Origin of the sequence: Flavobacterium celericrescens, assembly GCF_011392075.1 — a bacterium.
GTDB lineage: Bacteria > Bacteroidota > Bacteroidia > Flavobacteriales > Flavobacteriaceae > Flavobacterium > Flavobacterium celericrescens.
Genome location: NZ_JAAJBV010000005.1, coordinates 184,312 through 204,302 on the forward strand (window position 1 = coordinate 184,312; position 19,991 = coordinate 204,302).

At 30.4% G+C, this 19,991-nt stretch carries 16 protein-coding genes and 1 pseudogene; 3 read left to right on the top strand and 14 right to left on the bottom strand.

Going from position 1 to position 19,991, the window contains the following annotated elements:
* Window positions 1-54: 54 nt before the first annotated feature.
* The gene (locus G4L40_RS08645) at window positions 55-969 is read right to left on the bottom strand and encodes an SIMPL domain-containing protein (RefSeq protein ID WP_166236801.1); all 915 of its coding nucleotides are present in this window, start codon (window positions 967-969) and stop codon (window positions 55-57) included.
* A 161-nt stretch (window positions 970-1,130) separates the two neighbouring features.
* On the opposite strand from G4L40_RS08645, the gene G4L40_RS08650 reads away from it, so the two are divergent.
* Together G4L40_RS08650 and G4L40_RS08655 are read left to right on the top strand one after the other, a co-directional pair.
* The gene (locus G4L40_RS08650; protein ID WP_166236802.1) at window positions 1,131-2,039 is read left to right on the top strand and encodes a hypothetical protein; all 909 of its coding nucleotides are present in this window, start codon (window positions 1,131-1,133) and stop codon (window positions 2,037-2,039) included.
* A gap of 52 nt (window positions 2,040-2,091) precedes the next feature.
* On the top strand, window positions 2,092-2,580 hold the full coding sequence (locus tag G4L40_RS08655; protein WP_166236803.1) for a hypothetical protein: 489 nt from the start codon (window positions 2,092-2,094) through the stop codon (window positions 2,578-2,580).
* A gap of 107 nt (window positions 2,581-2,687) precedes the next feature.
* On the opposite strand, the gene G4L40_RS08660 is transcribed toward G4L40_RS08655, so the two are convergent.
* From G4L40_RS08660 to G4L40_RS08690, 7 genes and pseudogenes are all read right to left on the bottom strand, one after another.
* Window positions 2,688-3,002, bottom strand: a complete 315-nt coding sequence (locus G4L40_RS08660; protein WP_166236804.1) for a DpnD/PcfM family protein — start codon at window positions 3,000-3,002, stop codon at window positions 2,688-2,690.
* Window positions 2,989-3,774, bottom strand: a complete 786-nt coding sequence (locus G4L40_RS08665; protein WP_166236805.1) for a DpnI domain-containing protein — start codon at window positions 3,772-3,774, stop codon at window positions 2,989-2,991. Before G4L40_RS08665 ends, G4L40_RS08660 begins: the two co-directional genes overlap by 14 nt.
* 17 nt (window positions 3,775-3,791) lie before the next feature.
* Window positions 3,792-3,932: pseudogene (locus tag G4L40_RS08670) on the bottom strand (DNA adenine methylase); the annotation flags it as partial.
* 704 nt (window positions 3,933-4,636) lie between these two features.
* Entirely contained in the window at window positions 4,637-5,020 is a 384-nt protein-coding gene (locus G4L40_RS08675) for an HU family DNA-binding protein (RefSeq protein WP_166236807.1), read from the bottom strand.
* 1,054 nt (window positions 5,021-6,074) lie between these two features.
* Window positions 6,075-6,845 carry a nucleotidyl transferase AbiEii/AbiGii toxin family protein gene (locus G4L40_RS08680; RefSeq protein WP_166236808.1) on the bottom strand — a complete coding sequence of 257 codons (771 nt, stop codon included), beginning with the start codon at window positions 6,843-6,845 and terminating at the stop codon, window positions 6,075-6,077.
* The gene (locus G4L40_RS08685) at window positions 6,842-7,129 is read right to left on the bottom strand and encodes a DUF6922 domain-containing protein (protein WP_394367767.1); all 288 of its coding nucleotides are present in this window, start codon (window positions 7,127-7,129) and stop codon (window positions 6,842-6,844) included. Before G4L40_RS08685 ends, G4L40_RS08680 begins: the two co-directional genes overlap by 4 nt.
* Window positions 7,130-7,286: 157 nt before the next feature.
* Window positions 7,287-7,523 carry a helix-turn-helix transcriptional regulator gene (locus tag G4L40_RS08690; RefSeq protein ID WP_235922625.1) on the bottom strand — a complete coding sequence of 79 codons (237 nt, stop codon included), beginning with the start codon at window positions 7,521-7,523 and terminating at the stop codon, window positions 7,287-7,289.
* 246 nt (window positions 7,524-7,769) lie between these two features.
* Here G4L40_RS08690 and G4L40_RS08695 point away from each other — a divergent pair, with 246 nt between their 5' ends.
* Window positions 7,770-8,069 (top strand): HipA N-terminal domain-containing protein, encoded by a 300-nt coding sequence (locus tag G4L40_RS08695; protein WP_166236811.1) that lies wholly within the window; start codon window positions 7,770-7,772, stop codon window positions 8,067-8,069.
* Window positions 8,070-8,151: 82 nt separating this feature from the next.
* Here the strand turns inward: G4L40_RS08695 and G4L40_RS08700 are convergent, their stop codons facing one another.
* The 6 genes from G4L40_RS08700 to G4L40_RS08725 all read right to left on the bottom strand — a co-directional run bounded on the left by G4L40_RS08700 (window position 8,152) and on the right by G4L40_RS08725 (window position 19,955).
* Window positions 8,152-10,293, bottom strand: coding sequence for a UvrD-helicase domain-containing protein (locus G4L40_RS08700; protein WP_166236812.1), 2,142 nt, complete (start codon window positions 10,291-10,293; stop codon window positions 8,152-8,154).
* A 5-nt stretch (window positions 10,294-10,298) separates the two neighbouring features.
* Window positions 10,299-10,937 carry a ribonuclease H1 domain-containing protein gene (locus G4L40_RS08705; protein WP_166236813.1) on the bottom strand — a complete coding sequence of 213 codons (639 nt, stop codon included), beginning with the start codon at window positions 10,935-10,937 and terminating at the stop codon, window positions 10,299-10,301.
* Window positions 10,938-11,009: 72 nt separating this feature from the next.
* Entirely contained in the window at window positions 11,010-12,782 is a 1,773-nt protein-coding gene (locus G4L40_RS08710; protein ID WP_166236814.1) for a DUF262 domain-containing protein, read from the bottom strand.
* Between the two features lie 48 nt (window positions 12,783-12,830).
* A complete protein-coding gene (locus G4L40_RS08715) occupies window positions 12,831-14,594 on the bottom strand; it encodes a UvrD-helicase domain-containing protein (protein WP_166236815.1) in 1,764 nt (587 codons plus the stop codon).
* A 3-nt stretch (window positions 14,595-14,597) separates the two neighbouring features.
* The gene (locus G4L40_RS08720; RefSeq protein ID WP_166236816.1) at window positions 14,598-16,637 is read right to left on the bottom strand and encodes an ATP-dependent nuclease; all 2,040 of its coding nucleotides are present in this window, start codon (window positions 16,635-16,637) and stop codon (window positions 14,598-14,600) included.
* Window positions 16,638-16,781: 144 nt separating this feature from the next.
* A complete protein-coding gene (locus G4L40_RS08725; protein ID WP_166236817.1) occupies window positions 16,782-19,955 on the bottom strand; it encodes a P-loop NTPase fold protein in 3,174 nt (1,057 codons plus the stop codon).
* Window positions 19,956-19,991 lie beyond the last annotated feature (36 nt).

A 19,991-nucleotide genomic window follows, 5' to 3' on the forward strand; every position in this document is an offset into this window, starting at 1 on the left:
AAGCTTAAAAAAGCCCTGAATTTTCAGGGCTTTTTTTATGGAATAAACTTACCTTTAAATAGAAGTATCAATTTTATAATGCATTGTAATGGTCATTACATATTGCATACCCACTTCGGTTTGATTCGGATGAATGACTTTGTCAAAACCAGCACTCGAAAGACCATCATAATAGAAAGTCTTATTTTTTCGGGCAATTTTCTTTAAATACGGCGTACGATTGTAGTTATTCACTTCTAGTTCAGCCGATTCAAAAGCTTGATACATTTTGTATTGTGTTTTTGGAAAAACGGTAGCAAACTCTTCTGTAGCCGTGGGCGTACCTACGATTCGCTTTCCAAAAGCTTTCAGATACCTTACTTTTTTCGCCTCAGCTAAAACCAACGCTTCCTCAAAAAGCGAAGTGTGAATCGATTCGGTATCATTGTTAAAATAGTCCACTTTAATCACGTCATGAATCTCAAATGCAGCTGCCAATGCAATTATTTTTTCCAAACTAGTTACGTTTGAGGTCGTAATGATGATGTTCTTTTTAATTTCAAAGCCTTTCTCAACCTGTTCAGAATTGACACCATTCACTTCAAAATCATAAATTTTGGTCTGCGAAATAAAATCAATATACACGTTTTCTTTCTTTACGCCTTCCGACTTAATTTTTTCGATGAAACCCGCAATCCGTGCATTTATTTTTTTACTACACCCAGCCACGGTTGCATCTTCTTCATTCAAGCCAAGCGTCATTACAAAACCATCCGCTTTTTTGTTGCATAAAATTTTTACAGATACAGTCAATACATTATCGTTAATAGCAACTACACTATTGTTAGGTAAGGCTTCAGCATTGTAGTTGTGGGCATTGTAATTGGAGTTACCATACACCTGATTGCCGCTAATTTGTGCTGAAAGATTCGAAAGAGTAAGGAATACTAACCCAAGAATCAATTTAATGGGTACTACACTTGTTTTCATATGTTTTGTTTTTTTAAATGAATATGGGGCAATACTACAAGCTTATCTAAAATTTGAGATAGCAAAACAACTTTCCTTTCACTGTAAAGATTTTTCGCTACTTTTACAGTGGTTTTACAGTAAATAAAACCAACTAAAAAACTACTTTTGAAACTGAATTAATGAGGCAACCAATAGAATTATTCCACCACCTGAAACAAGAGGTGCTTTTGACCTATCAGAAGCACTATCCTTACTTTGAAGGCAATTGGAAAACATTCAGTTCACAAGACATTCAAAACCTGATTCAGTTAATTGAAACAGGGGTAAAGCAAACGGTGAGCGAAAAGTGGATTTATACCCACTTAAAACCTGAAACCAACGAGAAATTGCCTCGAAAAGACATGTTAGATATTTTGTCGCAATTAGTAGGGTATTCTGGTTGGGATGAGTATGTTTTTAAGCACAAAGCAATAGAAATAACCGCAACACCAATTGCCAAGACCAATACTAAAAAAAGGAGGTTTTGGATAGGAGGGGCAGTCATACTAGGAGCAGCAATAGTGGTTTATGTGGTAAAGTTTTCAAAGACAACACAAACCATTGAAGTAAAAAATGCTTTTACAAACGCACCAATTGACAGCGAAGAAATAAAAGCGGTTGTAGTAGAAAACCAAGTAGAAACACCAGTAACCATTGTTGATTCCAAGTTGCAGCTGCCATCAGAAAAAGACAGTGCTACAATAGTTTTAAAAAGCCCGTATTACAAAGACAAAACCATTGTAGTACACAAAGAAACAAACACGCCGATAGTGTTGCAACCCGACGATTATCCCATGATGTTGAAAGGCTTCATGAAGTCAGACATCAAAGATTGGCAAACCCGAAAAGAGCAGTTGCAAATGATACTAGCCGATGAGCTTGAAGTAATGGTGCTGTTAAAAGACAATTTAGGAGCCGAATATTTTAACAAACAAGAATTTTCAGAACGTTTGATTATTCCTAGCAAGGCAATCAAAAAGATGAAAGTGGTAGACATACAAAGCAATAAAGACAATAAAATCAATTTCATACGCATAATCCAGGAATAATATGTTGAGGTCTTTTTTTATCATTAGCACACTATTAACTTCGTTTTGCCTCATGGGACAAAATGCAAACCTTCCTGCTGCAACGGCAATTAAGGCAAACTTCACCATAGCTTCCATCAAAGCTTACCAAGAAAGCGCCACCTTAAAAGTAGAAGATTATTATTATTACCTAAATTTAGTATCCAGTACCACTACCGCCGAAGACCTCAAAGCAGAAGTTAAAACAACCTTGTTTTCATTGTTTGAAGACAAAAACGCAAAGGTATTAGACGTTACAACAACCACACCCACCACGATTAATTTAACCGATTTACTGGCAAAAATTGAAAACCAAGACTACAGTTTTACGCTTTCCAACTTTGAAAACTCTATTGTGGCAGCCGATTATTGGACCACCAAATACCAATTAACCATCCACCAAAAAGAAACGCAAACCGAACAAATTTGCTTCCAAAGAGTGCTGTTCAAACCCACCACCAAAACCTTTGGCACCACCAAAAAAGAAATCTGGACGCTATTCTTAGGAGAAATTACATTCTAAGGTTGTACAATAGAGATGTTGCTATGATGAGGATTTATAAATTATAGTTATAATTCTAAATCTAAAGAGTATTCTGTTTTTGGCTCATTAACTAAATACAATTCTAATTAATCAATTAGAAATTTTAATCTTTCAAGTTTTGTAAAAATATGGTCCTTAGGATTTTTTGATTCTTCAAAATGTTTTTGCTCGTCAACATAAAGATATTCAAGGATATCTTTTATTAACATATTTATTTCTTCGTCTTTACTTTGGCTATTAATATCAATAAAGTTGACATCTACAAAATCATTATAATCTAATACAATTTCCTCTTTTTTATATTGCTTATTTACTTTTGAAAAAGCTTCTTGAATGTTATTAGCCTCTACTTCGATAACTCTAGCTAAGAATTCTTGAATTTCAATTTTAAATGTTTCCATATGATATTTTTTTATAATTACCACGACTAGAAAATTCAATAATTCCTTTGTCACGCAATAATTGTAACTGCTGTCTTATTTTGTCCTTAATAAAATTATTGTTAGGATATTTTAACTTGAGTTTTTCTTCAAATTTATAAACATCTTCTAATGTGAACTTTTCAGTATTAATGGAATCTATACAATTCATAATATCTAAAATCCATCCTCTAGTTTCTTTATTTTTTGATTTTAAAAATTCTGTGCTCATCCATTTTTGTTGAACAGACTCTTTTGAAATTATTTCTGAATTTTTAACCAAGAAAATTCTTCCGCTTTCAGGAACTTTTGAAATATCAATATTACAACCAATCCAACCAGCTCTTTTTGCAGTTTCACTCAAAGGTTTTCTTTTCTCAATAATTTCAGTTACAAAAAAGTGCTTTGGAATAATTAGAAAATTATTGACAAGAAGTTTTTTTTTGTCGTAGTTTAAAAAGAAAAAATTTGGATTATCATCTGAGTTTATTCTGTCAATCATTGTTGAATAAGCACCATCAATAATTTTATTTCCTACTTTATTGCCATCCTTACTCTTTAATTCATATTGTTCTAAACATTCATTACAGTAAAAATCCGCTACAGGTTTATTATTTTCAAACTCAGATAATACAATATTACCACAACAAGGACAATAGCTATTATTTTTAACCCAACTTTCGGTTAGGACTCTTGCAATTTGAGAATTACTCGTGTAATTATTAGCTAATTTAATATCAAATTGAAGATTCATATTTATTTGTTTATATTAAACAAAACTGCTCCACTCCCCACAAAAGGCTCCACATAGGTAAACTTTTGCGAAATGAACTCTTTGGGTAACGCTTTTTCTATATCGGTGATTAACTGGGTTTTGCCTCCAGCCCATTTTAAAAATGGTTTTGCTTGCATATAATTTTATTTGCTTAATTCTATTCCCCCAAACATAAGAAAAAAAAAGGTGGGAAACAACCCGTAAAAATACCTGTTTTTCAAACCAAGTAAAAATGTATACAAACTTCGGGAGCTAAAGTAAACAAAGGGATTTTATGAATTTTACGGGAATCCGTAAACCAAAGTGTTAAAATTAAAAACGCGTAAAAGCTAAAATTGTATGTAAAAGTCATACTAAAAAAATAATTAAAAAAGGGGAACAAAAAGGTTGTCTTTTTCAATGTTAAATTTTTAAAGAACGTGCTTGTGAAATAAAATATAGTACTATATTTACACTATAATTTCGTTAGAGTAGCTGGAACTACTCGAGGTCTTATTACAAAATTACGCTCAAAAATCGGGGTTCTAGCCAGTTTTTTTGAGCTTTTTTTATGTCTTTTTGGTAAAAAATAATCGATAAAAGGTGGAAAAAGTCGTTGTATTTTTTTTCAAAAGAGCCAAAAAAAGAATTTCAATTGCATTTTTTGAAAAAATAATTCCAAGATATAATTTTTAGGTTTGTCCGCATCAAAGAAACAAAACATCAGGACGAAGAAAATGTTTCGTCAGGACGAGGCAAACATTTCGTCCGCATGAAATTGTTATAATTATAACAAAAAAAAGACCCCGAGCACTGGAATACTCGAGGTCTTATTACACAATTACGCTCAAAAATCGGGGTTCTAGCTCGCTTTTCTGAATGACAAGTCATTCAATAATGAACGCAATCTTTTTCCAGGACGGAATAAAATTCTAGTTTTGGTAATCGCACCTGAAGTTACTTCTTCAGCCGTATCTCTACCTTCAGAGCTTACCCCAATTTGAAAATTACCTAAACGTCCTAATTTGACAATTCTGCCTTGCTCTAATTCGCTAATAATGTTGCGTTCTAACGACAACAATACGGCATAGCAATCGGATTCGGTTACCGTACATTGATACGAAATTTGCTCCGCTAATTTGTCTAAATCAGTTTCCCCATCTGCAATGGCAGCGGCATAAAATTTTTCAGGCGCTAATAGGTCCTGAGGGTTCTTTCTTGGAAGAACTTTGTACTTCACACTCATCTTTTTTTAGTGTTAAAAGTGAATAAAATAAATTTTGTCATAGTGCACTAGCTTCGGATTTCATGCCTAACCGACGTTTACAAAGTTTATCATTTAAAAGGAAAAAAGAAAGGCAAACTTATTCACAATTAGGGTCTTTTTTTAACAAAGATGATGTTTGTCAGTAAATTAGGATGTGTTTTTAATGATTTGAAAATCAATAAGTTGTAAAATAGAATAACATTCTTTTTTGATTATAAGCACCTGAAAATCAAGATAGTCACCATTGCTTTGTAGTATAAGTATTGTTAGTCTTTTTTCAACTTTTCTGCATTCTTTTTTTTATTAAAAACCATATAAGTCTTACATAAGTATAGACAAGTGCTTTATAAAGTATTGAAAGAAAATAAAAAAAATGTAGTACTATTTTTCCACTAACCTACGACTACCCACAATATAACCATCCCGTCAAGAAATTTCTCAAGATTTACAACCCTTTAAGATTTTAAAAATTACCAAAATTTCTCCAATCCGTGTTCCAAAAACCCGCAACCCACAACCCGTAACCTGAAACAAAAATCAGCACTTTGCGCCAGCAAACCCGTTCCACCCGCCTACCAATTCAAGTGCAATGCCTCACCACCATCCACATCAAAAATCCGCCACATCAGCACTTTGCGCAGCAAATCCGTTCCATCCGCGTGCTAAAAATTAACCATCCCGTCAAGAAATTTCTCAAGATTTACAACCATTTAAGATTTTAAAAATTACTAAAATTTCTCCAATCCGTGTTTCAAAAAATCCGCCAACATCAGTACTTTGCATAAGCAAACCCACATCATCCGCCTACCAATTCAAGAGCAATGCCTCACCACCATCCACATCAAAAATCCGCCACATCAGCGTTTGCGCAGCAAATCCGTTCCACCCGCGTGCCAATAAAACTTAAAATTATTTCCCAATACAATATCTTTTTTCTCTTTATTCATAAGGGTTAAAGAGGGTGGAGGTGTACTCGGGGTGTTACAAAAATTAATTATTAAAGGAAAAAAACATAAAAAAAATATTTTATTCTTTATCTAATATCAATTCCTTTTGGACTAGGAAAGTCTTTTTCTAAATGATTAAAAAGCTTACGTACGTTGCTTCTCCATTCCGTTCTTGCTAAAATCCAAGATTTGCTTCCTTCTACTAAATCAATTCTGTCGTGTGAGTGAAATGGTCTTGAATTGGAATTTGATGCAACTGAATCAAATTCTAAAAGTAATTCAGGGTTATCAATGGGACTAACTTCATCATCTAAATCGAAGATAGTTCTGTGGATTGGTTCGCAATATCTCTCTTTTTTATCCTTTAGATTATTATATAATTCAATAATTGATATTTCTTCTGTGATATAAGCTAAATCGTAAATATCTTTTTTGGCCAATCTATTTGAAGCACTCATTAATTTGAACAATCCAATATCTAATTTAGAAACCACTCTAATATCCTCATGAATTTCTGTTTCAGATAGTGTAATCATATTTTGAAGAAATTCTACTTTGACAGTTAAATCACCTTTTGTGATAAAAACTCTTAAAAAAAGAAATTGATCTCCAAATTCTTCATTAATAAGCTGAATAGTTGTGTTATCCTTTCCATAATAACTTTCTACTTCACTTATTATGGCTTCATAACCATTTTTACCAATAATTTTAGGGACTATTAAATCAATATCAATAGAAACTCTATGATTATAGCGTAAAGCTAAATTAGTTCCTCCAGCTAAAGAAAAACCTTCTAAACTAGTTAAGCTTTGAAGTTCTTTGATAATTTGGATTAATTCGGCAGAGACTGCACTCATATTTTGAAACGATAAAATGCTTCTACATTATATCTTTCAGCTACCATTTCACATACCGTATTAGTAATACGTTCTTTAGTGCTTTTAAGATATTTAATAATATCTTTTTTTGAATAAAGGCTTTCTAATTTTTGAATATCCTTTTCAAAAGTTGCAGGAGTTGTGGCATACATAGCTCTTGGGATTATAATATCTTTATCCTTAGCAGGATTTAACTTACTATAATCCATGTCCCAAAATAAATGTTTAGGAAAGATGGTTGCTATGTTAACTGTTTGTTTCACAATACAAAGTTATGAAAATTATTCTAAATAAACGATTTCTTCTTATTTTCTAGTAAACTACGAATTTGGAATTTCAAAAAGTATACCAAATAAAATATTTAAAATTAGATATTTAACTTGATAGATTCAGGTTTTCATTGTACGAAATATTGTTTTTTTACTTTAAAAGTTCAATATCTTGAAGTTTTCTACCTAAAGTGTCATCATCAGCTAACTTTAAAAAATCATCTTGAAGGCCTAATACTCTCAAAACATTAAAGTAACCACCCATTGCTACACTAGGATTCCCAGATTCGATTAAGTATAATGTCGAACGAGAAATATTAGCACGCTCAGCAACTTGTACTGTAGTTAATTTTCTTCTTTTGCGAGCCAATTTTATATTTTCACCCATTTTTTCAAGAAGTAAATTGTACTTAGGAAAAATAACTTGCTTTTTAGTGTTCATATAAAATGAATGTTATTATACACAAAATTCCCCTTTTTGTTTTAAATAACAATCATTTTTGCAAGTTTAATATTGGGTTTATGTAATTTTACTTGTAAAAAAGTAAGTTTAAAAGTTGTCTAGAGTCTTTTTTAAAATGAAATGGTAAATTATTCACCGCATAATTTCATTATTTTTGAGAAAAAAGTAATTATGAGAAAAGCAATTGTTTATGTTCACAACAATAGAGCAGGAGTGTTAACTGAAATTTCTTCAACTGAATATTATTTTGAATATGATGATAACTACAAAGGAGATTCAGTTTCACTAACGATGCCCACAAGTCAAAGAAAGTATTGTTATAATTCATTTCCGCCTTTTTTTGATGGGTTACTTCCTGAAGGATTCATGTTAGAGGGCTTATTGAAAAATACAAATATTAACCCTGATGATTATTTCTCTCAATTAGTAGCAGTTGGAGGTAATTTAGTAGGTGCTGTGACGGTTGAGTAGATGGATTCTAAATAAAATGCGGTGAATAAATAACTTATTCACCACATCATTTTATTATTTTAAATAGAGGTAATTATAAGTGTCATTTTTTATTACCACACTTTGGACAAACAATCCAATCTTCTTTCATGGGAGCATGACATTTTACACATTCATTTTGTCTATGATTTATTTTTCCTAATTGATTACTTTTTGAAGTATATTCATCCGGAATTTCATTCAAAAAACTTGATTCATTTCCTTTTTCTGTAACTAAATATAATTTGTCTTTTGCTCTCGTAATAGCTACATAAAACAACCTTCTTTCTTCTTCTAAAAGCAAATTGTAATCAGCCTTTTTAATAATTTGAAATAGTCTATCTTCGAGCCAAACATCTGGAAAACCTCCTTTTCCTTCTGTAAGGCCAATAATGAAAACTACCTTTGCTTCAAGTCCTTTTGAAGCATGAATTGTTTTACCATTAACAAAGAATTTGTTTTGTTTGAACTCATTTCGGTAGCTTGAAAACATATTATTCCTTCTGTATAAGAATAAAATATCATCTTTAGCATATCCATCTTCTAATAGCTCTTGTACTTTTTCAATACAATATCTTATATTATCATCTAAATTATTCCCTTTTTGAATAATGATTTTTTGCTGAGAATCTTTTACAGCTGCAATGTCTTTATCAATTTTGTGTTTGTTGTATTTAATAACTTCATTACTTGCTTCTACAATATTTCTCTCACTTCTATAGTTTTGATTGAGTTTAATTACTTGTGCATTTGAGAAATACTTTTCAAAATTGATAATATATTCTACATTGGATCCTCTAAAACCGTAAATACTTTGCCAATCATCACCAACACAAAATAATTGAGTTTCTGGCTTTATAAGTAATCTTATAAGTTCAACTTGTAAATTATTTACATCTTGAAATTCATCAACTAATACATATTGAAATTTATCTAGATAACGCTGTCTTACATCTTCATGGTTTGTAAATAAAGAAGTTGTCTTAGATATTAAGTCATTAAAGTCAAGATATGATTTATTGGTGGTGTAAGCTATATATTCTGAAATAATTGGAATCGCTAATTCATAAAACACTCTGATACGTTCATGTTTATCTTCTGAAGCTCTTTTAATTACTTCATCAAGAGAGATATTCTCTACTTTTATCATATCACAAATTCGAATGATTTGACGAACAAAGTCTTTTACTTCTTCAAAATATCCTTTGAACTCTTCTAAAAAGCTCAATTGTTTCTTTTCATGAAAATCGTATGGTAATCTACTTTTTACAATTTTATCTAAGGTGTGATTGAATACAGCTGAATCTTGAGTGTCTTTTTCAAAAGTTTTGGCATACAAAATATTTCCTTTGGCAAACTGTTTTTCTTTAGCTTCCATTGGATAACTCAAATCACTAACGTGCTCTAGATACAAATTAGCATCTGGAATATAAAAATCAGGATGAAAATCAAAGTCTTTTACATTTAGCAAAGGTTCATATTCAAAAGAAATACTATGTCTGTAAAGCCAATCTGCAATGTATTGTTCGGATTTAGACTTTACTTTTGTACCATTCAAAGTGGTGTAAAACTTGCCATCGGTAACTTTAGTATTCTCGTATTCTTTTGAAATATGAATTTTATCAACTAAATAATCCAAAACATAACGCTTTGTTTTTAACAAGAAAGCATTATCATCACATTTTTCAATGAAGATTTTGTGGAATACTTCAAAAACAGTTTCATCAGCTATTCTGTTAGAAATATCTTCAATGTCTGTTGATTTTTCATCACCTATAATCTTAAATTTATTATCAAATTCTTTTACTCCATCTGAACGCAAGACACTATAACAAAAACTATGAAAAGTACGAACCGTTAATCCTTCAATCCATTTGTATTTACGCTGCCAATTTCTACGTTCGGCGTCTTTTTCTTTCTTAGTTAATACTTTACTAAAAATAATACGCTCATATAAACCCGTTGTATCAGCAGCTACAATTAGACGATCCATCATTTCATTAGTAGCATTTTTAGTAAATGTAATTGCTAAAATACTTGATGGATGTACTTTCTTTTCTTCGATTAAATAAATGATTTTTTGCAATAAGGTTTTTGTTTTTCCTGAACCTGCACCGGCCAAAACTAAAAGACGCTTGTTATCACTAACTACAGCTTCTTGTTGTTTGTCGTTTAAACCATCTAATATGTTGTTATTGTCTAACATAAAATTTATTTTCTACCAAAATCAGCAGGATTTTCACCCCATGCTTTGGTTTCCCATTTTAATAATTCGTTTTCATAGGTGTTATTTTCCAACCATTTTTCAGCTCTTGCTATCAATTCAAATAGTTTTTTGTTTTTCTCACTTGGTGGATGATTCGTTCTTGCTTTTTTTTCATTTACCCAGCCTAATGCTATTCTACTGTCTGAGTAAATAGGAATTTTCCAATGCCATTGTTTTGATAATGCTAATGCATGTACTATAGCTAAAAATTCAACAATATTGTTAGTACCATCATCTAAAGGACCAACATGAAATAATACTTCATATGTTTTTAGATAAACTCCTTGATATTCAACTACACCTGTATTTGTATTCCAAGCTCCGTCAACAGCAATAGCATCTTCAATAGGTTCACCTATAAGCGCTAAGGCTTCTTTTGAAAGTGAGCTCACTACTTTTTTATTTTTTCCTATGTAGTGTGAACTTGAATCATGAAAAGCTTGTTCTGCCAAGGCTTTAGATTCAAACGATTTAAAAACTGCACCATCAAAACCATTAGTTTGCGCTTTACAGTCTTCCCATGAAGAAAAAACACCTGTTTCTCTTCCTTTCCAAACGACATAAAATTTGGGCTTCTTTGCCATTACAATGAAAAATAATAATCCTTAATCTTTTGAGCCATCAACTTTCTTTTTAGAAATAGCTGAGTTTAAAACTTATAATAAAACTTCTTTGATTTCAGTTAAATCAATTTCTAGTTCACTTTCTACTTGATTACAAAACCAAACCCATCTATCATTTATCGAATCTGAATTCCATGATTTTTCAAATTTATTAGAATTATAATCATTAACAATTTTCTGAGTTATATTGAATGAAGTTACTTTATCATCATTACCTTCATGATATCCAGTACCGTCATAGGCAATTATTTTTTTATCAAAGCTATTGTTACTAGCTACAATATTTTTGGAACCACTCAATAAAGTTAAGTTTCCGCCAGTGTTAACCCATGTATCAATTCCATCTACACCCTTAAAATATTCCCAATCTATATTCTTTTCATATGCTCTTGGCAAGATATGTTCTATATGAATATTTCTATTGTCCATAGAAAGATAATTAGGACTATCTTGCTGCTTATATTCTAATAAAAACAATAGTGGTTTACACCAAGGCTCATAATAAATGTCTCCATTAAGATTTTCAATAGCTCTTTTTATAGTATCATTTTTTAATCCTTTTTCTAACTCTTCTTGAATGAAGATTAAAGGCTTTTTGTCCCTTATCCAACCGATAATATTAAATGAGGTTTGTTTAATCTTTGTTAATGTATTTCCTGCAATCCAATTAATATAGTAATAGCGTTTAAAAACTTTTAAAAAACTTTCATATTCTGGATATTCCGTATGCAAAGCTGTCAATACTATACTTTTCCAATACATTGTCCACCTGATATAAAAGAAACTATACATTAATGCATCCTCTCTATAGTAGACATCATTCTTGTAATGAGTAACAAATTTTTTAAAATTACTAATAACATTATTAGGATCTTTTTCTTCAAAAAGTCTCTTTAATTCATCATATAAGGATTTTTCAGGATTTTTAGCTAGTAATGAGTATTCATACATTACAAAAAGATTATTCATATTTTCATAAGTATCTATTGCGATATTTTCACAAATTTTCCAATCATCCATAAATTGATCTTCTTTTTGTTTTTTTAATTCATTATCGCCTTCATATATTTTATGAATTTTACCAATGAGGAAACTTTTAATTAAATCAGCATTAGATAAATCAAGCCCTCTATCATTAAGTACCTGAAATAATTTAATGGCAAAACTTACGGATTGGCAATCAATTCGAATAATTTTTACTTTATTAAATAAATAGTTTATAAACTCACCAGATTTTTCCTCGCCTAACTCATTTAGTTTTTCTTTAAAAAACAAAGAAGTATTCATGAATTTGAATTTTGGTGCTACTTCTACTCTTAATTCTTTTTTGTAAGGTTTCTTGTTTAAAATGGCCTTACCATCTTGTAATACCAACTCTTGGAAGTCACTTTCATGATTAGAATGTGTTCGTAGTCTTAATCGTTCAAAGCGATCATTAAAACGTATTGAAGATTTTACCATTTTTGCATCCACAGCAAAAGGGTCTATATCAAGTATATTATTATTTAGATTGGGATATAAATCTCTACAAACACATAATAAAATTAATAGAGTTGTTAATCTTTGTTGACCATCTACTACATCCAAATAATTGGATGTTTCTTCAGGTTTTGCAGTTATTACTGACCCCAAAAAATAATTAGGCTCTCCAGTAATTTGTGCTTCAATTAAATCGTCCCATAATTTTTCAAGTTGATCATCTCCCCAAGAGTATGGACGTTGGTATCGGGGTATTTGATATAATGCATCTTTATTACCAAATAATTCTCCAATGGTTAAGCTCTGGGGCTTGAAAATATCTTCCATAGTTATTTAATTTGTATATTTTTTTTAAAATTATTTTTACGAAAACTATTAATATTTGGGTGTAGCTGGAAAAATTACATCGCCAAACAATGACTGCACTCCTAGAATTGCGTTTTCTGATAATCCTTGGGTGAATAGCAAACATAATCTCTTCTGAGGTCTTGAGCATGCTACATAAAATAAATTTCTGTTACGTTCAAAAGTATCTTGCTTTCCTTTTGGTACACCAATGTGAATCCATTCTAAAAGTTGATTCCAGTTGTAATGATTCCATCCACGACCAAGAACAACAATAACATTTTCAAATTGCGCCCCTTTAACACCGTGTTTTGTAGAATATAGAGTTTTATCATCAATGTATTTAACAACATTTTTAATTTCTGTATAAGGTATTGAACGAATTTTACTTATTTTACTGAAAAACTTTTTATCCTCCTCACTTATACTATCCTGATTTAGTGTCGATAATTCAGCAAATCGTTGCTCTCGTTCAGCTACTTTATTTGATAATCTTGGTTTATTAGTGATTTTGAGTAAATCTATAACTTCACCAACTGTGCCATTTTTTTGTAGATTAATTAAGGAAGTCATGTCTTCAAACCAAATCTTTTTGTCAGTGTGTTTTCTAATTCGAGGAGTATTCATCTTAAATGCTTCAATCATTTCCCCGTATTTTTTTTTCTCGAAAGAAGTTGCCCCAACTTCAACCACATCTGCCAAGAAACTGATGTAGGGATCATTTTTTTTCAGAAAATCGTCCGTATCACTAAATGTGGTGAAAACATTTTGGTAGTTTTGTTCAGAGGCTAATACATTGTTTGTAAGCATCAGTATCTTCGTGTTCTCCGGAGAAATATTCCACTCTTGTTTATTCAATGTGTTTTTAGTCCACTCTAAAAAATCATGCGCTACTTCAGCAGGAAGATCACCCGCAGAATGACCATCTGTTCTTCTTTCGCCAACCCAATTATTAGAATGAAATACGATAATATCACCAACGGAATCTGGGTTATATTCAAACTGTTTTAATTCAGGTCTCATTTTATTGAGTGCATCTACAATATTTTTTTCTGAACGAAAGTTTGCTTGTTTACCGATAACTTCCAATTTATTTGAACTCGCTTCTATTAAACCACAGGAAGTACTACCATATATTTTCTGCCAATGGTCTCCAAAAAAACCTATTATAGGACCGCTTTCCGACTCTATGAAATTAGACACTAAAGCATCTGCTAAATCTTTATTGGTATCTTGATATTCATCAATTAAAATAATTGGAAATTTACTTGTCAAAATTCTTTTAAACTTCAGGTCATTCAAAAATAATGTCAGAAGTTTAATAACATCATCATGATGAAGAAAAATTTCTTCATTTGTAATTTTGGGGTATCCAAGGTTGTATATAACTTGTTGATTATTGAGACCTCCAGCCTCATCAATACGAGCCTGCCATTTTTCACTTAAACCTGCTATTTTCTCACGTAATGCGTTCTGAAAGTCTTGTATTACTCCCCAAGCAAATGCGTGAATAGTATCTGCAAATATTACTGGGTGGTTATCTGTTCTCGAACGAATTTCGTCTCTGGCTACGTTAGTATATGTTATACAAGCTATTCTTTTATTTGCTTTTAAATACGTATCTGCATTTTTATTAATTAAATACTTTAGTGCCTTAACCAATGTATATGTTTTTCCTGCACCAGCACCTGCTTCAACAAGAAAGTTTTTTCGCTCATCAATTGCTTTATACACCTTTTCTATGCATTCAATCGATGCTTTTTCCGCGGGACTAATATTTACTTCTATACTCATATTTTATTCTCCTGGTTCATTAACTACAACTAATTCCGTAGCAGTTGTTATCGGATTTGTGGCCAACCATTGAAGACCCTCTACAATATATGCTGGTGCTTGCCAATTGTTATCTTCCAATGCATATTTTAAAGCAAAGGTTGTTTTTTCTTTGTTATCAGGAGCCAAGTCTTTGGAGCTTTGCTCTCTCAAAGGAACTGTATCACCAGTTACACCAAACTTTCTACAATTTGCCAATATTAGTGCTTCTTCAAAACTTCTACCAATTGCTATCGTGCCATTTTCAGGGATTTGATAAGTAATTCTTCTTGATCCTACAATTTTTTCCTCTGTTGTTTTAGCTTTACAGGATTCAAGTGGATAATACCCTTGGTAACTAGGATCAAACCAGTTCTTAATTCCTGTATTTGTTGTATGAGTACCCTCATGGGCTAAGCAAGCACTATAAGCTGTACTGCCAGGAGCTTGGTATACAGAATCTAAGTCTGTTATTACCAAACTTTTTAGTTCTAGAAAATCTAAAAATTTATAAAAATGGTGTGCATAAGCACCACCAACTTCGATTGTTGTAACATATTGTGTCGCTAACGGAGGCTTTGATAAATCAGCATTATCACTTTTTGTAATAAGTAGAGGCATCAATATTCTTTCAACAGGACCTTCAATAAGTATAGCTTTATCTGCAAAATACAGATCGCATTTCGTTAGCGTTAAATATTTATGTAAAAATTCTTTATCAACTCTAATTGCGGGATTGGTAAATTCTTTTCTTAAATCTTTTATTGTTGTTTTTCGTTGAATACCTGTAGAGGTTAAAAAATAACGAATTGATTCAAACGGAGCTTCATTGGCAATATGTGTTGAATGCGTTGTTACTACAAACTGTACAGGCCAAGGAACTCCACCATTTAAAGTTTTAGAGAATTCTATTACAATCTCATCTAATTTTCGAATAAATATTTGTTGCATTTGAGGATGCAAGTGTGCTTCTGGCTCTTCGATAAAAATAATATCTAAACTATTTGAAATTTGCCTACTTTGATATTCTCGAAAAAATTCAAAAAGCTGAAATAATATATAAATCAAATTTCTTGAGCCTAACCCATTATATGTTTCAGGTAAAAAGAGATTATTTCCTTGTGCATACCTTATTTTTGTATGACTTTCTAAAATATTAGAGATATCTATAGTTGTCTCTGTTGTTAAATTTGGATCTGATAGACCAGGATAACCAAACAAACCTAAAGCAGGTATTAAACGATCCAATTGGGTTTTAAAGTCCGTATCAATTGTTTCTTGTATACCACTTACAACTTTTTTTAAAGCATCTGATTGAACTTGCATTTCAGCTGGAGCTGTTTTAGATGTGGAAGTTTTAAATAACTTTGCCAAAACCTTACCCAACACATCTTTCTCAGCATGGGTCACATCATCGAGGCCTCGTTGAGCATTTATAAAACCAGAACCTAACAGCAGTTTAAATCTTGAAAAGTCCATTAAGATTGCATTTTCATGATCATTTGGATCTATCGAAATAATACGTGTTTCATATAGATTTGGAATTCTCTCTTTTAATAATTTATGTAGTAGATTAATGTTTTCTGGGCCTGTATCTACTATACCATCAAAAAGTGCATTTATTTTCCCATCTTTTAGTAAATATTGAATAATGATTGCTACAGTATTTGTATCTGGGTCAAGATCAATTATAAAATCTCCTAGGACACCTAAATCGTCAGCTCCTTTAGGATACTCTATCGTTATTTTTATTTCAATTACCGGTAGTTCCTCGCGAATTTTATTATCATCAAAACCGCTAAGTTTTTTGTTAAGTGCATTTGTGAAACTAGCTACAGCAGGAATACTAAAGTCATGGAGAGAAAAAGATGGTATTTTATCAGTGGTTAAACGACGGAAAATTTCAGTTAAAGATGTTTTTCCTGAATTGTTTCTTCCCACAATTACAGTTGTGTTATCTTCTAGAGATAGTGATACATCTTTAAGTAATCTAAAATTTTTTATTTCTATTGTTTTTATTTTCATACTCTTATGGTGGTTTAACTTTTACATTTCAGATTTATTAACTATTTTCAAAAATCTCATTCTCCTTCTCTCTCAATCCATTCAACTAATAAGCCATAAAATCTAGCTCACGCTCTAAAGCTGATGTATTGGTATAAGAATTGTCTATTCATTTGTTTTTTTTAAAGATCTAATATCTAATTTACTTGCTAAAATTTTAATATTATCGTTCTCTTCTTTTTTATCTCTAATTGCATGCTTGAAGTCAGCAGTTGTTGAACTCTCAGACATATTTAACAATTCTTTGATTTTTTCAGAATTATCAATCAATAATTTTAAAATCGAAATGTCATTTAAAAATTGAACTTTAAAAAACGTTCTAAATGCTTCTTTAGGCTTATCATGTATAATTGAATACTCAATGAAAGGATTAAATAATAGTTTAAAGATCTCACTTGATGTGTATGACGGATTATCGTATAAAACATCCCTAATATCTTTAAGAGTATTAACTATACTAATACCAGACCCTTTGAAACTATCCAGAATAAATTCCCACTCAACACGGTTTTGAAAAACATTGTTTATTATATTCTCAGATAAAACAGATTTGAATGCTTCTAGCGAATTACTATTCCAGTTTTTATAATTTATTTTCTTGAGTAAAGCATAATTTTTATTTTCAAAATCACTTAGTAATTGAATCCATCCTTCAGAAGAAAGTTCATCAAAATAATTATTAGACAAATCATATAGGTATTTTTTTAGCTCATTATCATGTGTTGTAATCTGTTCAAATAAGTAAATTGGAAACTCTAAAACATCTTCAGGTTTTAATTTTTTTAAATTAAACGTATTAAGCTTTAAAATTAAACTGCTAGGTTCAATTTCTAAATAATCAGAGATATCTTCAAAATGTATCAATAAACTTTTTAGTATATATCTATTGTTATTTTCAGATAGATTACCTACCAAATGATTAGCTACATTTTTATAAAGTAATGAATTTAAAAAATGTTTACCATTAATTAAGAAATCATCAAAATCTATATAAAATTCAATGCGTTCTGCTATCTCTTTAGCTAAAGCTTCGCTATTATCATCTAAAACATTTTGAAAATAACTAACATATGAATTATTGTATTCATTAGATCTTGCTAAACGCAAACAAATTATATCGTAATAGAAAGGATTACTACTTTTAGTTTGAGAAAATAAAGAATAAATTTCATCATCACCAAAAACTAATTCGAGTGGTTTGTCTGAAATATATTTTAAGGTATTCACTAAAAATGCAACTGAATCTGAGTCGTTTTTATACTGTTCAATTTTGTTTCTCACTTCTTTTTGAAAATCATTTAAAACAAAATCTTGATTTATTATTTTCAAATATTCAGTAGCTCTCAATTCTTCAGCATCTAAATTAATCAAGTACTCGTTTAGTTTACTCTCGTCAGTTGATAATTTATAATCCGGATATTTATCTTCTTTTTGCTTAACAAAATTGATAAAAGATAATGCGTCAATTTTTTTAACAGGCTTTTCATTTAGTATATCAAAAACATTAATTTCAATATTTTGATTTACTATGTAATCCTGTAACTCGTCAATCATTTTTGAAAACTTATCTGAAGCGAAATTATCATGATTCAAAAGTTTATCAAGGATTTTTGAAATAAAGACTTCTGCTTTCTCTTTTTCGATATTTTTAATTAATGTCTTCTGATATTCAACAATATCAAACCCGTCATGAAATGAGTTAACCATTTTGAGATAGATACCATTCCATATACTTTTTAAATGAATTTTTGAGATTTTAGCATCTTCTTCAATTTTATCTAAAACTAAAATCAGGTTATTATTATTACTTAATTCATGTATAACAGAATCTATAATTTTATCAAAAATCATTGTCTTTGAGATCTCTTTAAAAATATCGTTTTTAGAATTAATGATACAATCTTTTAATTGTTTTGTATATACAACTTCAAGTGCATTGTCTGGCTTAATTTGATAAGCAAGTGCAGTGATGTGTTTTTGAAAATCTTCATCTTCCATATACAAGTAATCTAGCCCTTTTAAAAACTTAGCAATACTTATTGCTTTTAAAGGTGATTCTAAAATTTCATCTTTATTTAAAACAAAAATCGCTATGTATCTATCAGGAATGGAGTCATCAAGTAATTTTATTGACACTATTTCATTTATACAGACTATTATCTCACGGGGAGTTATTTTTTCTCTAAATGTTTCATAAATTTGAAGAACTTTTAAGTATTCTTCTTCGTCTACTTCACCAAATGCATCAAGCCATTTGGTTTTAAAAAAGTCTTTCCAATCAGATAAAATAGGCTGTGAAACCCTATAAACAAGGTCAAATGTTTTATTTATATAATCGTTTGCATAATCAGTATCTGAATTATCAGAATTTAATTCTTTAAATGCATTCTTGATGTGTAGTCTGTCAAAAGGTATTATTACTTTAATGTTTTTATATTTTTCTTCAGCAAAAAAGATATGTATTGAAGACCAAATGCTTAAAATATGCTTCTTTGGTAGTCTATCAAAATTATCAAATACTAATATTACTTTTTTATCTTTTAAATCTGAGTCAATTTCTTTTAACCAATTTCTAAAGTCTCTTACTGAAGGTTCGTTTTCAGAAATTGTTTCAATTTTTGTTTCTTCTTCTTGTTTGTTGGTGTAGACTTGAAATGTTTTTTGAGAAGCTAGTTTAAAAGAATCTAAAAAGCCATTTTTATAATAACACCAACAACTAAAAAAATTATAAACATAGATGCCTAAAACAATGAATATTGGAAATGCTACAAGTAAAAGTTTCCATAATATTTTTTCAATTCCAAAAAAATCCACCATAGAATCCTTAAACACATTCACTGTTGGAATATAAACTATTGAAAATAAAGAAAATATAAAGCCAACACTTAAATAAGGTCGATTAATTGTTGTAACCTCTTTTTCTTTTGATAATAATTTTTTTAATTTCTCTTCCCATTTACTTTTATTAGCAACTAAATTTCTCTTTTCACACGAAATAAATTCTGTTAGTTCAACTAATATTGCTTTACGTTGATCGTCTTCTTGATGCCCCCAAACATCATACATGAAGAAATTATGATTATTAAGTTTTGTCTTAATAATTTCAACCAAATTACTTTTGCCAGTTCCCCAAGCACCATCAATACCTACAACTTGAAAATTATTATTTGTTATTACTTCACTAATAACTTCAGCAATTTTATCTTGAGATTTACCTTCAAATAGGTCTGCTCCAATTGGAGTGTTTGGTAAAAATTTTGGATATTCTATTTCTTTCATAATTTCTTCTTATATTCTAAATCATCGTCGTATTTT